Here is a 14,282-nt window from a genome sequence, read left to right as displayed (position 1 = left end):
GTACTTTGTGCTAAGTACTTTGTGTCAAGTACTTTGTGTCAAGTACTTAGCGTCATGAGTGGATAGTATGGACCTAGTGCTGGGGACAATGGGTTTGAGTAGGCTCTCATCGCTTGTAAAGCGCGTTATAGCTTAGAAAGTGCGTTATAGCTTGGAAAGCACGGTTTCTGCGCTGGATGCCTCAATGACGCCTTTTGCACTATCTACACCCAGATATTCCACGACACCGTCATTGACGATCATGGCGTAACGCTGGCTGCGAAGGCCCAAGCCGGCACCGCTGAGATCCTGCCCCAGGCCGATGGCGTTAGTGAAGTCGCCGTTACCATCTGCCAGCATGGTCATGCTGCCGGCATTCTGGTCCTTCTGCCAGGCACCCATGACGAAGGCATCGTTCACCGCCAGGCAGGCGATGGCATCAACCTTTTCCAGCAGTCTGTCAGCCAGGACCACGAAACCGGGCATGTGAGTGTTGGAGCAGCCTGGAGTGAATGCGCCGGGTACGGCAAATAGTGCCACCTTGCGGCCTGCGAAGAACTCACTGCTTGCGAGAGCCTCCGGGCCCTTGGCGCCGTTGGTGTACAGGGTGACATCAGGAAGGCGGTCGCCAGTGGAAATCGTCATGGTGGTCTCCTTGAGGGTATCCGGGAAATAAAATGCCGCTTCAAGGATGGCCGTTGGGCATGAGCAGTGCAATGAGGATTTGATGGTAAATGATAAGCCCGGCATGAATGAAGCCGGGCCTGAGGGTCAGGAGAAGGGAAAAGGGGATCAGCGCAAGCTGAGCGAAGCGCCATCCTGGCCCATTGCTGCTTCACGATAGGCTTCGGCTTCCTCGGCCTCGACGGCGGGAGAGAAGCGAACGACCAGAGCACACAATGACGCTATCACCACGGCAATACCGAGATAGAACAGTCCTTGTTGATACGTCAGGGATTCTGAACGAAACAGGAAACCAGCAGCGACTGCTCCAGCGTTACCGCCAGCACCGACAATACCCGCAACAGCACCCAGCGCTCGCTTGTTGATGAAAGGAACCACCCCGAAGGTGGCACCTTCAGCCATCTGCACAAACAAGCTGAACACCAGCATGATGCCAATGGCCAGGGCCAGAACATGCATCTGCGAGAAGAACATCAGTGCGACACCTTCGCAGAGCAAGGCAATGAACAGCCAGCGTACGCGCCCCTTGAGGCCATTGTTACGCGCAAAAAGGTCGGAGAATACACCGCCCATGGTACGGGCAAAGATGTTCATCAGGCCAAACAGCCCTGCGATCAGTCCTGCGGTGGCAAGACTCAAGTCGAAATAGTCGAAGTAGTAGATGGCGGCGATGTTATTGATGGTCAATTCGACGCCAAAGCATGCTGCATAGACCACGAACAGCGCCCAGACACGGATATCGCGGCAGGCGATGGCGAAGGTGTTGCGGGGAGTATTGCGGCCATCTTCGTTACTGGCCTCGAGCTGTTCTGTGGCCCGCAGCTCCTTGAAGTTGCCATCGGGAGCATCTTGAGTGAACAGGTAGTAACCGATACCAGTGAAGAACATGACAATACCTGGTACCACCATGGCCAGTCGCCAGCCCAACGTTTCGCTGACACCAAGCATCAGGAGCCCGGAGAAGATCAATGGCATCAGAATCTGGGTGGTACCGCCGCCCAGATTGCCCCAGCCGGCAGAGGTCGCGTTGGCAGTGCCGACCACATTGGGCGCGAACATGATGGATGTGTGGTACTGAGTGATGACGAAAGACGCACCGATAGCGCCAATGGCCAGGCGAGCGAGCAGGAAGGTTTCGAAATTGTTGGCAAATCCGATGCTCATCACGGGAAGCGAACCGAGCACGAGTAGCCAGCTATAGGCCAAGCGAGGACCGATACGATCGCACAATACACCGATGATCAAACGCACTAGCACGGTGATGGCTACGGAGGCGATGATCGTGTTGCCAACCTGAGTCTTGGTCAGGCCCAGGTCATCTCGCACCACGGCCATGAGCGGCGCAATGCCGAACCAGCCGAAGAAGCAGATGTGAAAGGCGAACCAGGAGAAGTGAAAGGCTCGCATCTGTGGGGTAGAAAAGTTGAACAGGCGGATCCTGTTGGCCTTGTGCCGGATGTTCATAAGGTAAGCCCTCATCAGCTGACGGACGAATTGCGTAGTCTTGTTGTCCTTCGCCGTTGAAGGTCTGTACCGACGCACTCGTACCCGGTCTGCTGGAGGGCCTGGTCCACGCCTGAACACTCACTTGGTAATAAAATGCTTGAGTAGCGATAAGCAGAATGAGTGCCAGAACATGGCAAATATATGGCTTTTCAGTCATGTAGCGTGATATGTGCTGACAATGGGATCAATGGTGCGATGCATCGAAGTGCATCTTCAGGTGGTATGGCGCCGAGTTGGTGCTTCGTCAGGAAAACTTTCTCAGAAAACCTTCTCAGGAAAGCTTCTCGGATAGGGAGTCCATTGCGGAGATAATGCTTCAGCGCTTCATGGCCAATTCCTGGTTGCTGGTGCAATGCAGGAACTTGGAACTCGCCAGCCATGCCGGATCTGGGTAGTAGGTAAAGAGGTACTGGCTGTCCTTGATGCTGTCTATCAGCGGTATGGCAATCTCGGAGCGCACGGCTGGGCAGCCATGGCTGCGACCGATGCGTCCCGTCTGCTCGATGAAGTCCTCACTGACGTAATCTGCGCCATGAATGACGATGGCACGTTCAAAGGCATTGTCGTTGACCCCAGGTTCCAGGCCTTCGAGGCGCAGGGAATAGCCGTTGCTGCCCTCATAGCTGTTCATGGTGCGGAACAGCCCGAGGCTTGACTGGTAACTATCGGGGGTATTGGAGAAATTCGAAGCGACAGTGTCTCCTGATCCCCGACCATGAGAGACCAGCTCGTGGAAGATCAGGCGAGACTGAGCCAGATCGAAGACCCACAGGCGAGGCTCGGTGGAAGGCAATGAAAAATCGATGATGGCCAGGCGCTGAGCATTGGGATCGGCACAGCTCAAGGCCTGTGCAGCCAACTTCAGCACTTCCGGATTGGCCGTAGGTGCCAGTTGGGTCAAGGTCCGTGTCAGATGATTGGCATCTGCCGCGGATGGGCTGAGAGGCGTTGCGGGCGAGTGCCTGGCAGTTTGAGAGGTTGCCTTGCTCCCGGCTGCCAAGGCAGAGGAAGCAGGAATCGCTGGAAGCGACGATACTGAAAGAAAACCAAGAATAAACAAGCTTGAAGCCTTCAGCGGTGTACAGGGACGGCTTGACATCGGCGGGCATCCTGTCGGAGATGTCGGAAAACATTGCCTCCAATTATGACAGTACGGCTCGAGATCTCCAGTTTTGACGTCAAATTTCAGGGAGATATCGCCATGTTGAACTCAATTTTACGACACATGGGATTATGCCGAGTCATATTCATCTTGTTGCTGGGACTCTTCCTGGCCCTGCTTCCTCGCATGAGCGTCGGCGTATCGGTGAATGCCAGCACTGCTGACGTGGTTGCCGAGGACAGCAGTGATGATGCAAGGAAGGACGCGAAAAAGACGGATTCGGAGGCTGGCAAATCCCCTGAAGAGAAGCCAGCAAGTCCCTTGGAAGCAGGGCTGGAGGACACCCCCGAGATCGTTCAGCAGTTCTATGCCCAGCATGACATGCGCCCGGTGTGGACCGAGATGTCGCGAGTGGAGGCGCTGGTGGAAGCCCTCGACAACCTGGATCGTGACGGGCTCAATCCCGATGATTACAAGCCTGAGCAGTTGGCCGAATCAGGCCGCGAGGCTCTCTCCAGGAGTGCTGACAGTGAGGCCAGGATTGATTTCGAGATCAGGGCTAGCCATACACTCTTCATGGCCATGAGTCATCTGCAGCGAGGCAAGGTCGATCCACGACGTATAGAAGGGGGGTGGAAGGCGGAGATAGCACCACCGTCCTTTGACATGGCTGCCGTATCGCAGGCTCTGGATGCTGGTGATGTTGCTGCCGTAATGGATATGGCACGGCCGAATTTCGAACCTTATCGTCAGTTACGTAGTGCTCTGGAACGCTACCGCAACATACAACGTGCTGGCGGTTGGCCGCAATTTCCAGAGCGCAGCCGCTCATTGCGCCCAGGGGACAGAAGCGCTGATGTCATGCTGTTGCGTGAGCGCCTGGCGATATTCGGAGAACTGGAATTACTGGTGGCTGATGAGGGCTATTATTCTGACGTTGCTCTGTCGGCCCAGCGCCAGGCCAATGTCTATGACGGTGCCTTGGTAGACGCGGTACGCCGTTTCCAGAGACAGCATCTGTTGGAGGATGATGGCATCGTCGGTCCGGCAACTCGCCGGGAACTGAACATGACGGTAGGGCAGAGGATCGACCAGATTCGCGTCAACATGGAGCGAGCTCGCTGGTTGTTGCATGGTTTGCCGGAGTCCTTCGTATTGGTGGATATCGCCGGTTACCGGATCAGCTATTTCCGCCCCAATGGTGAGGTATGGCGTTCGCGCATTGTGGTCGGCCAGCCTTATCGCAAGACGCCAGCACTGCGCTCGGAAATTACCCATCTGACATTGCATCCTACCTGGACAGTGCCTCCGACCATCTTCAGAGAAGACATTCTGCCTCAGGTACGCCGCAACCCTGGTTATCTGGCCAGTCGGGACATGGTGGCGCTGACGCCTTCCGGCAGAGTGCTCAACCCATGGTGGGTGAACTGGTCATACCCTGATGGCATTATTCTGCGCCAAGCCGCCGGACCGCGTAATCCCTTGGGGCGTCTTGTGATTCGTTTTCCCAATGACTATTCCGTGTATCTCCACGACACGCCCAACAAGGAATTGTTCGAGCGTCCCCAGCGTGCGCTGAGTTCCGGCTGCATTCGTGTGGAAGGCGTCGAGCAACTGGTCCAGATGCTGCTCGAGGATTCAGGAACACAAGGGGAGATTCAGCAACTTCTCGACAATGACCGGACCCGGAATATGTCACTGGCGAAGGATATTCCCCTGATTCTGAATTACTGGACCGCGCAACCCGGGAAGCATGGCGACGTGAGTTTTCGTCCGGATATCTATCAACGCGATGGCGCTGTACTGGCTGCTCTGGACGCCCCCGTCACACTCTGATCTGGCATGTGCCGGAGAGGGGACAACGCCGTCGTGAAGCGGAAGCCACGACGGCGTTGGGTCTGCGCTGACAGCCTGTGTCTGGTTGGAAGCTGTGATCAGGCGTCCTGCGCGCTGGAGCGTTGCGATTGTCCTCGGAAACTCAAGGCAAACAGGGCCAGTACAACCAAAGCAAAGATGGCGGGGAATTGCCAGATGCTGTTCCAGTCATGTCCTTCTGCCGTGGTGTAGTAATCGGTGATCATTCCCGCAACCCAGAAGCCGATCAGCATGCCGACGCCATAGGTCGCCAGGGTGATCATGCCTTGAGCGGAACTCTTGAAACGTTCTCCAGCCCGGGCATCGGTGTAGATCTGTCCAGAGACGAAGAAAAAGTCGTAACAGACCCCGTGCAGGGCGATGCCAAGCAGCAGCAGGCCAACGCCCGAACCGGCATCACCAAAGGCAAACAACGCGTAGCGTACTGCCCAGGCCAGCATGCCCACCAGCAGTGTGATCTTGATACCGAAACGGTGGATGAACAAAGGTAGCAGCAGCATGAACAGCACTTCAGAGATCTGCCCCAGCGTCATTTTTCCGGTGGGGTTGGCGACACCAATCTCGGCCAGGAAAGGGTTGGCATTCTGATAATAGAAGGCCAATGGGATACAGATCAGAATCGAGGCGACAAAGAAAATGGCGTAATTGCGGTCCTTGAGCAGGGTTAGAGCATCCAGGCCAAGCCATTCCCGGATACCTCCTTGGCCGTCTCCTGCCTTGGGAGGGGTGGCCGGCAGGGAGAAGCTATATAGACCGAGAATCAGGGAAGCTATGGCACACATCAGGAAAGTGTTGCGCAGCGTGCCTGCAGCGATGGCGGTGGCGCTGTCCCAGGCCAGGAGATAGCTAATGGTAAGGCCCGCGACGATCCAGCCAATGGTGCCCCATACCCGAATACGAGCGAACTCTCGTGAAGGGTCGGTCATCTGGCGGAAGGACACCGAGTTGACCAGGGCCAGAGTGGGCATGTAGAGAATCATGTAGGCCAGGACCAACGGATAGAAAGCGGTAAAGGATTCAGCCTGAGACAACGCGTACATCAGCGCTGCACCGACCAGGTGTAACACCGCCAGAATGCGTTCAGCACGGAAATAGCGATCAGCGATCAACCCGATGATGAAGGGGGCGATGATAGCCCCCCAGGATTGGGTAGCGAAGGCCATGCCGATCTGGCCACCGCTGGCGGAAAGGTTGTTCGCCAGGAAAGTGCCCAGGGTGACGAACCAGCCGCCCCAGATAAAGAATTCAAGAAACATCATGATGCTGAGACGGACGCGAATCATGGGATAGTCTCCGCAGTTATCGTGGTTATATTTGTGTTGAGTTCAGCGGTTCAGGCCAAGGATACGACGATTGCGTTCGGGGCTTGTGGTAACCGCGGCAAAGTCGTCAAAGCTTGTTGTTGCAGGCTGGATCATGTGGCGAGCAATAAAGGGGGCTCCCTCTGCGGCACCTTGAGCGGCATCTTTCAGACAGCATTCCCATTCGAGCACTGCCCAGCCATCGTATTCATATTGGGTAAGCTTCGAGAAAATCGCACTGAAGTCGACTTGCCCGTCACCCAGAGAGCGAAATCGTCCAGGGCGTTCGCGCCAATCCTGGTAGCCACCATAGACACCACTGGAGGCGGAGGGCAGGAATTCGGCATCCTTGACATGGAACATGCGGATGCGTTCGTGGTAGCGATCGATAAAGCCCAGATAGTCGAGCTGCTGCAGGACGAAGTGGCTGGGGTCGAACAGGATGTTGGCTCGGGGATGGTGATCAACGGCATCCAGGAAACGCTCAAAGCTGGCACCATCATGGAGGTCCTCGCCCGGGTGGATCTCAAAGCATAGATCGACGCCTTCCTGATCAAAGATATCGAGAATGGGACGCCAGCGATTGGCGAGCTCCTTGAACCCTTCCTCGATCAGGCCCGCGGGACGCTGAGGCCAAGGGTAGACATAGGGCCACAGCAAGGCACCAGAGAAGGTGGCATGAGCCTTGAGTCCGAGGCGACGGCTGGCGCGGGCAGCGAGCTGGAGTTGCTTCACGGCCCAGGCCTGGCGCTCAACTGGCTTGCCACGTAATGATGCAGGGGCAAAATCGTCGAACATGTCATCGAAGGCCGGGTGCACGGCAACCAGCTGTCCTTGCAGGTGAGTGGAAAGTTCACTGATCTGAACACCTGCCTGGGCACAGCGTCCCTGCAGTTCATCGCAGTATTCCTGGCTATCAGCCGCGAGTTCAAGGTCGATCAGGCGAGGATCCAGGGTGGGCACTTGCACTCCCTGGTAACCCAGTTCTGCAGCCCACTGGGTGATGCTTTCAAGGCTGTTGAAAGGGGCATGAGTACCGAGAAACTGGGCGAGAAAGATCGCTGGGCCCTGAATGCCTGTGTATGTCTGAGCCTGAGATTGCGTTGTCATTGGGTACTTCCTGATCCGAGCTGAGAAATATCCACGAAAGGTGTCCACTTGGCATCGCTGGAATGACTGTCCAGCACGGTCTGCACGAAGGCCATACCTCGCAGGCCATCTCCCAGATTCGGTACTCCGGGAGCAGAACCGTGCTGTCCCTGGCGGATGGCTTGAGCCATATCGGCATAGAGGTTGGCCATGGCTTCCAGATAACCTTCCGGGTGCCCGCCAGGGATACGCAAGCGATCGATAGCGGCTTCACAAAGTCCAGGCTGGTCGACACCGGCACGCAATATCTGCGGGACGTCTCCCTGCGGAGTGAAGTAAAGACGGTTAGGGTTGCGCTGAACCCACTCCAGAGCGCCATCCTCGCCATAGACACGAATCTTGAGTCCGTTGTCTTCTCCTGTAGAAACCTGGCTGACAATCAGGGTGCCGCTGGCTCCTTCTTCTGTACGGAACAGAATGTCACCATCATCGTCCAGCGCGCGGCCTTCTGCATGAATGGACAGTGTTGCGCATAGCTGTTTGATGTGATGGCCTGACACGAATTCTGCGAGGCCAAAGGCATGGGTGCCGATATCGCCCATCGCTCCACTGGCACCGGAAAGTTCGGGATCAGTGCGCCAGGCTGCCTGACGGTTGCCGGTGTCTTCCAGCTTGGTGCCCAGCCAACCCTGGGGATACTCCACATGAATCTTGCGTAGCTTTCCCAGCTTTCCTTGCCGCACCATCTCGCGTGCTTGCCACACCAGTGGATACCCCAGATAGGTGTGGGCCAGTCCAAACAGACACTGATTTTCTGCCATGGCTTGCTGTAGCGGCAGGGCTTCTTCTAGCGTGCGTGCCACAGGCTTTTCACAGAACACATGGAAACCGGCCTGCAACGCTGCAAGAGTGATAGGCACGTGGAGGTGATTGGGGGTAACGATGGCGACCAGTTCCACTCGCTGGCTTTCCGGCAAGGTACTTTCCGTTGCCAGCATTTCTTCCCAGGAGGCATATGTTCGCCCAGCGGTGAGGCCACAACGAACACCGGTCCGGGCATTGTTGTCCATGTCACGACTGAACGCACCGCATACAAGCTCCAGCTCGCCATCCAGTGCTGCTGCCATGCGATGCACCTGTCCTATGAAGGCGCCTTCTCCGCCGCCAATCATGCCATAGCGAATACGTCGAAATGGAGGATTGCTCATGGGGTCTCCGTGAGGGTATACAAGATATGTAACCGGTTACATTGTGCATTAAAGTAGTGCGGGTAGGTGGCCCAGGCAATGCGACTTAGGTCATGAGCGGAAGTGGCCCGTTCGTCAGATACTGCTCTTCTTGTACATGACTTGAGATTCTTGCCCCTTAGGATGAGGGAAGGAATGACGTATCCTTGATGATAGAACAATGAAAGAGCCTCGGGGTGGCCCGGGGCCTTGAGAGTGGAGTACGGGACTAGGCAATCTATGACCAATATTCGCAAGGTAGCTGAGATGGCAGGGGTTTCGGTAGCAACTGTCTCGCGTACCCTGAAATCCCCTGACATCGTGTCTCCCGGTACCCGTGAGAAGGTGTTAACTGCCGTGGAACTGGCTGGGTATCGGCCGAATCTCATGGCGGTACAGTTTCGATCCCAGAAGACACGTAATCTGGTGGTCCTGGTGCCAACTATTGCCAATACCTTTTTCGCTCGGGTCATCAGCGGCATTCAGGAAGCCGCCAGTCAGCATGGCTATGCTGTGCTGCTGTGCAATACTCTGGGTGATGAGCAGGCTGAACGTGGTTACGCAGAAATGGTGGCCAATCGTCAGGCGGATGGTGTCATTCAGCTGCGCGCTTTCAACCCTTTTGATGAAGCAGCAGACTCACCCATCATGGTCAATGCCTGTGAAGTGATGGATGATGCACCTTGTCCTCGGGTGTATCTGGATAACCGAGCGGCAGCTCGGGTGATGACTGAACATCTTCTGGAGCTTGGGCATCGCCGAATCGGGATGATCAAAGGGCCACGCCAAAGCCCGTTGACTCGAGACCGGATGCAAGGGTTTCGCGATGCTCTGGCGGCGGCCAATATCGAACTGGATGAGTCCTTGCTATGCCCCGGAGATTTTACCCTGGAATCTGGATACCGAGCTGCCTCTGTCCTGATAGAGACTCGAGAGCGTCCTACGGCTATTTTCTGTGAAAATGATGAGATGGCCATTGGCGCCATTCAATGTCTCAAGGAACAAGGGCTGCGGGTGCCCGATGACATTTCCGTGGCTGGATTCGATGATATTGCCTTTGCACGTTACTGCGATCCACCGTTGACGACGATTTCTCAACCAGCGGAAGACTTTGGGCATGAGGCTGTCGCACTATTGCTCGGGCTGATGGACGGTGGTGATATACAGAGAGAAACTCGGCGTGTCATGCCGTTTAAACTGGTAGTAAGAGACAGTACCGGTCGGGTACAACGTTGAATCTTCATATCATGCAGCGGACAGAAGGCCGCTGCATGATATGGGAGGAGCTATCGTCATGCAGGCGAAGTGGTTTGCCAGCATGACGATATAAGTGAGTTGTGCAGGAATATTGATTCGAGAGGCAGATTCAAAGACGCGAGATCTGCAGCACAGGGTGACTAGTTGCGGTCGACACGATCCTTTGCGGCACTGAATCCCATCAAGGATACATTCATGTCGACTCGCTGGCCGCGAGGATCGATCATACTGACAGTCGCACTACTGCCCGCCTTGAGCTGGTTCAGAACTTCCGAGCGTAGAGGCAGGTCAGCACGACAACCTTGTGGAACACACACTTGATAGGGCATGCCCATTGGTTGGCCTGTTCCTACCTTCATTTGCAGCCCCGGAGCCAAGCTCACTCCCAACGGCAGCAGGAAGGTCATGACCGGAGTATCAATCTGCGGAGGATTGCCTACTACCACTCGCATCACTGGCTCGCCGTCCGAGCCATTGACCAGCTGCGTCATGGAACAGGAGCCTTCGGATTTGTTGACAGGACAGTTGACTTCCCAACTCTGGAAGGTTTCGGTGTTGACTGCAGGGCCGTTGCTGTCCTGAGCAAAGGCCGTAGGGGCCAGAGCCATCATGGCGACTAGACTAACCTTGCGTAGAGGGAACGCGAAGCGTGAAAACATGGAATGACTTCTCCTGATCCTATCCAATTGGGGAGACACTGATATAGGCCCATAGTTCAACACGGAACGCCCCCCTTTGGCGAGAGGCTGTCGAGTGGCTCGAGAGGTTGGCGCGATAAGGCAAATGATAGGTTCTCTCTATTCCTGAGAAATACGGCTGAAGATGTATGATAGTGCTAGTCCAAGAGTGGTACAGGCAGTTAGGTCGCTGGATGCTTGCTCAGGTAGCGCTCTGAATGAAAATGGTGGACGACAGGAAAATGCCCTGATGGCACCATTTCATGGTGGCAAAGAAGCTCTTGTCAGCAAGAGGTCCATCAGGCCAATGCGCTGATGTGTACTTGGAACGTCATCCGTATATTCATTACCCGAAGCTCAGAGTCAGTTTTCCGATCATTTCTGTAGATATTACTGGTTGTATTTCTGCAACCATCGATTCGTTACCTCTATCACTTCCGAAATTTTATGGAATTCATAAGCATTCAGAACTTCATCACAGTAGGTTTGGGTGCATTCCTCGATAGAGTAACTTTGCATGGGATAGCTCAAGTGATGTAACTCCAGTGCGACATCATGTGCTTTTGCCCAATCATTCAAAGTCTCGACAACGAATTCTGGACTGTTATTCAGGTGTAAATACTTAGGATATCCTCGTTTACTGGCCAAGCGTTCCAGTGCTTTGATGAATTGTTGTGGTAAAGGATTAAGGCTTAGCTGAACTTCTATACCCATGACTTCGAGACTGCAGTCATCTATCACATTAAATGTTCTGAATCTCAGCCCATCTGTCAAGACACTACTCATGAAATATGCGGACCAGCTCTGATTGACTTTCTCGTGGTCAGTCAATGGTGAAATTTGTGTTTTTTTAAAGAATGAGTTTAGGTGTTTTTTTCTTTTTCTTAGGTTTAACTCCAGCTGGCAATAAACTCGGTAAACTCTCTTGTGGTTCCACGGGTGACCATCGTGACGTAATAGCTCGAAAAGTCTTCGGAAGCCATAATCAGGGTAGCGTGCAACTGCCGCCAGCAGAGCATCGATGATGGCATCATCACGTGCTGCGTCTGACTGATACCGATACACGGATCGACTCAAGTCAATAGCAGCACAGCTTCGGCGTTCGCTCAGGCCGTACTCGGATACAAGTATGTTCACCATCTTGCGTTTCTCTGCTGGCGTTAGAGCTTTTTTTCAATGATCTCTTTAAGCGCTAGGTTCTCATGGGTGAGCTTCTCATGTGCACGTCTTAGCCGAGAAATCTCTACCTCCATGTCCTTGATCTTTTTTATATCTGTAGGTTCTGCCCTTCCATATTTTCTCTTCCAATTGTAATAGGTCGCCTCAGATATACCGTTTTCTTGGCAGACATCTTTTACAGTTCTCCCTGAATTTACTGCAGTGATAATGGAAATAATCTGATTCTCAGTAAACCTAGATACACGCATATAAAATTCTCCTTACTAGTTATATTCTTCATAAAAATTCCAAGAGATCAAAGCCTTCAATAAACCCGGGATCATGATAAGGGAGTGTGAAAATTTCACTAACATATTTATCTATTTGATTTTTATGGTTTTTTTGTTTTTGTGGTGGAGGGGAAAGCTATGATGCAAGTCATTTTTTTATTTTATTTTCTTTATTAAACAAATGTTTTCTTATTTTGTTTTGCCTGTTTGGGACTTTAGGATGTATTGAATTATTACCCTCCTTATAGGACATAAATACGCTGTCTATAGGAAATTTCCTAATTTTATCATTCCTGCCATATGCGAGCATGCTTGCGAGCGAGTCTAAATTTTAATTGCGGCAAAGAAATGCAAAGGGAATAAAGGCATGGAAATGGTAAAGGGCACGGAGCTGTTATTCATAATTGAAAAGTCGTTTGGATAAAAATAATAAATCTTAAGATTTGGTTGATATTTAACTTAAGGTAATGAGACATCCCATGGAAACAATGATTGTATTGATTGATCGCGCCAGTCATGACCGCAAAGCAACTCGCTCGCAGAGCGAGAACGTGGCATTGCACATAAATGATCCGAGTGTCGTGCTGGTTAAAGGTTCTGTCAATGATGTGGCGCGCTATGAACGCATAGGCGATGATCTTCTCATCTATATGAAAGATGGGCGTGTCATCCGTTGTACCGATTTCTTTGAAAAAGATTCCGAAGGCAATCACAGCGAGCTGGTTTTTGGCCAGGAAGATCAGCAGGGCGCAGCTCATGTCATCTTCGATGACGCTGCGGTTCCAGCTAATGGCGAGGCGGTTGCTCTGTCGGCAACTGTCGAGCAATTGGCGACGATTGAGCCCCTGCTGTATTCGGACTCAGATGGCGTTGCTCTAGTGCCTCTGATTGGCGCCGGCTTTGCCGCAGCCTTGTTGGCAGCTGCGTTAGCTTCTAATGGGGGAGGAGGGCATCACAGCTCTCTGAGGAGAGAAGATGACGATAAAGATGTGACTCCCCCTGATGCGCCTACTGACCTTGTGGTGAGTGATGATGGCACGACTATCACCGGAAAAGGTGAGCCAGGCACCTCAGTGACCGTCACTGATCCCGACGGCAAGGTGATAGGTGAAGGCACAGTTGATGAGAACGGCGACTTCGAAGTCGAGCTGATCGAGCCTCAGATTGATGGTGAAGACCTGGACGTAACGCTGACTGACGACTCAGGCAACGAATCTGAGCCAGGCACTGTCATAGCTCCTGATCTGGATGATGCGGACGCTGACGCTGATGCTGATGCTGATGCTGATGCGGACGCTGACGCTGACGCTGATGCGGATGCGGATGCGGATGCGGATGCTGATGCGGATGCGGATGCTGATGCTGATGCGGATGCGGATGCGGATGCGGATGCGGATGCGGACGCTGATGCTGATGCGGACGCTGATGCGGACGCTGATGCTGATGCCGACGGAGATGCTGATGTCGACGACGGTATCACCATCAACACGATCGCAGGCGATGATGTTGTTAATGCATCTGAGCACCTGAAACCACTGGAGATCACTGGTACCACCCACGGAGTGACTCCTGGCGACGAAGTCTTGGTGGAAGTCAATGGCAAGACTTACACCACCGTCGTTGCGGAAGATGGCACCTGGGCGGTTACTATCCCGCCTGCCTACGTAGCACAATTAGCGGATGGTGAGTATGTCGTAACTGCTTCTGCTACGTATTACGACGGTTATTCCGGCAGTGATGAGCGCACCTTCACGGTGGCCGCGGCAGGCGACAACGTTCCGACCCTGACCATCGAGACGCCGGTGGCCGGCGATGACGTGGTCAACGCCACCGAACATCAGCAGGACCTGACCATCAAGGGGGCTTCTACCGGCCTGACCGAAGGCACGGAAGTGCAGGTCACCCTGGAAGGCAAGGACTACACCACCACGGTGGCTGCGGATGGCAGCTGGACACTCGACGTGCCGGCCGCTGACGTCAGTGCCCTGGTCGATGGTGAAGTGATCGCCGACGCCACTGCTGTCAACGAAGTGGGTAACACCGCGGAAGTCAGCCACCAGTTCACCGTGGCCACCGAAATGGTGCCGGTGGTGGTCAATCCGATCGCTGAAGATGACAAGATCAATGCCGACGAAGCG

General features: G+C 53.9%; 12 protein-coding genes. 3 read left to right on the top strand and 9 right to left on the bottom strand.

From position 1 onward, the window contains the following. Nucleotides 1–144: 144 nt before the first annotated feature. From Q1K07_RS20820 to Q1K07_RS20810, 3 genes are all read right to left on the bottom strand, one after another. Nucleotides 145–624 (bottom strand): peroxiredoxin, encoded by a 480-nt coding sequence (locus Q1K07_RS20820; protein WP_300315739.1) that lies wholly within the window; start codon nt 622–624, stop codon nt 145–147. A gap of 147 nt (nt 625–771) precedes the next feature. After that, nucleotides 772–2,127, bottom strand: a complete 1,356-nt coding sequence (locus tag Q1K07_RS20815; protein WP_300315737.1) for an MFS transporter — start codon at nt 2,125–2,127, stop codon at nt 772–774. Nucleotides 2,128–2,485: 358 nt separating this feature from the next. Next, nucleotides 2,486–3,268 (bottom strand): murein L,D-transpeptidase catalytic domain family protein, encoded by a 783-nt coding sequence (locus Q1K07_RS20810; RefSeq protein ID WP_300315735.1) that lies wholly within the window; start codon nt 3,266–3,268, stop codon nt 2,486–2,488. Between the two features lie 102 nt (nt 3,269–3,370). On the opposite strand from Q1K07_RS20810, the gene Q1K07_RS20805 reads away from it, so the two are divergent. Beyond that, nucleotides 3,371–5,107 carry a L,D-transpeptidase family protein gene (locus Q1K07_RS20805; protein ID WP_300315732.1) on the top strand — a complete coding sequence of 579 codons (1,737 nt, stop codon included), beginning with the start codon at nt 3,371–3,373 and terminating at the stop codon, nt 5,105–5,107. A 98-nt stretch (nt 5,108–5,205) separates the two neighbouring features. Here the strand turns inward: Q1K07_RS20805 and Q1K07_RS20800 are convergent, their stop codons facing one another. The 3 genes from Q1K07_RS20800 to Q1K07_RS20790 are packed head-to-tail and all read right to left on the bottom strand — an operon-like array spanning nt 5,206 to nt 8,744. Beyond that, the gene (locus Q1K07_RS20800; protein ID WP_300315729.1) at nt 5,206–6,429 is read right to left on the bottom strand and encodes a nucleoside permease; all 1,224 of its coding nucleotides are present in this window, start codon (nt 6,427–6,429) and stop codon (nt 5,206–5,208) included. A gap of 42 nt (nt 6,430–6,471) precedes the next feature. After that, nucleotides 6,472–7,557: a sugar phosphate isomerase/epimerase gene (locus Q1K07_RS20795; protein WP_300315726.1), complete on the bottom strand. Its 1,086-nt coding sequence runs from the start codon at nt 7,555–7,557 to the stop codon at nt 6,472–6,474. Then, complete coding sequence (locus tag Q1K07_RS20790; protein ID WP_300315723.1) at nt 7,554–8,744, bottom strand: Gfo/Idh/MocA family oxidoreductase; 1,191 nt, start codon at nt 8,742–8,744, stop codon at nt 7,554–7,556. Before Q1K07_RS20790 ends, Q1K07_RS20795 begins: the two co-directional genes overlap by 4 nt. Nucleotides 8,745–9,002: 258 nt before the next feature. Here Q1K07_RS20790 and Q1K07_RS20785 point away from each other — a divergent pair, with 258 nt between their 5' ends. Further along, nucleotides 9,003–9,998, top strand: coding sequence for a LacI family DNA-binding transcriptional regulator (locus Q1K07_RS20785; protein WP_300315720.1), 996 nt, complete (start codon nt 9,003–9,005; stop codon nt 9,996–9,998). Between the two features lie 161 nt (nt 9,999–10,159). On the opposite strand, the gene Q1K07_RS20780 is transcribed toward Q1K07_RS20785, so the two are convergent. The 3 genes from Q1K07_RS20780 to Q1K07_RS20770 all read right to left on the bottom strand — a co-directional run bounded on the left by Q1K07_RS20780 (nt 10,160) and on the right by Q1K07_RS20770 (nt 12,123). Continuing rightward, complete coding sequence (locus Q1K07_RS20780; RefSeq protein WP_300315718.1) at nt 10,160–10,678, bottom strand: invasion associated locus B family protein; 519 nt, start codon at nt 10,676–10,678, stop codon at nt 10,160–10,162. A gap of 408 nt (nt 10,679–11,086) precedes the next feature. Continuing rightward, nucleotides 11,087–11,836 (bottom strand): IS3 family transposase, encoded by a 750-nt coding sequence (locus Q1K07_RS20775; protein WP_300315715.1) that lies wholly within the window; start codon nt 11,834–11,836, stop codon nt 11,087–11,089. Between the two features lie 20 nt (nt 11,837–11,856). Further along, nucleotides 11,857–12,123 (bottom strand): transposase, encoded by a 267-nt coding sequence (locus Q1K07_RS20770; protein ID WP_300315712.1) that lies wholly within the window; start codon nt 12,121–12,123, stop codon nt 11,857–11,859. Nucleotides 12,124–12,623: 500 nt separating this feature from the next. Here Q1K07_RS20770 and Q1K07_RS20765 point away from each other — a divergent pair. Then, on the top strand, nt 12,624–14,282 hold a 1,659-nt coding region (locus Q1K07_RS20765; RefSeq protein WP_300315709.1), incomplete at its 3' end, for an Ig-like domain-containing protein.

This window comes from Halomonas sp. (assembly GCF_029263665.1).
In the GTDB taxonomy this organism is placed as follows: Bacteria; Pseudomonadota; Gammaproteobacteria; order Pseudomonadales; family Halomonadaceae; genus Halomonas.
Note: the sequence above shows the minus strand (reverse complement) of the source record. Positions and strands in the feature narration are given on the sequence as shown.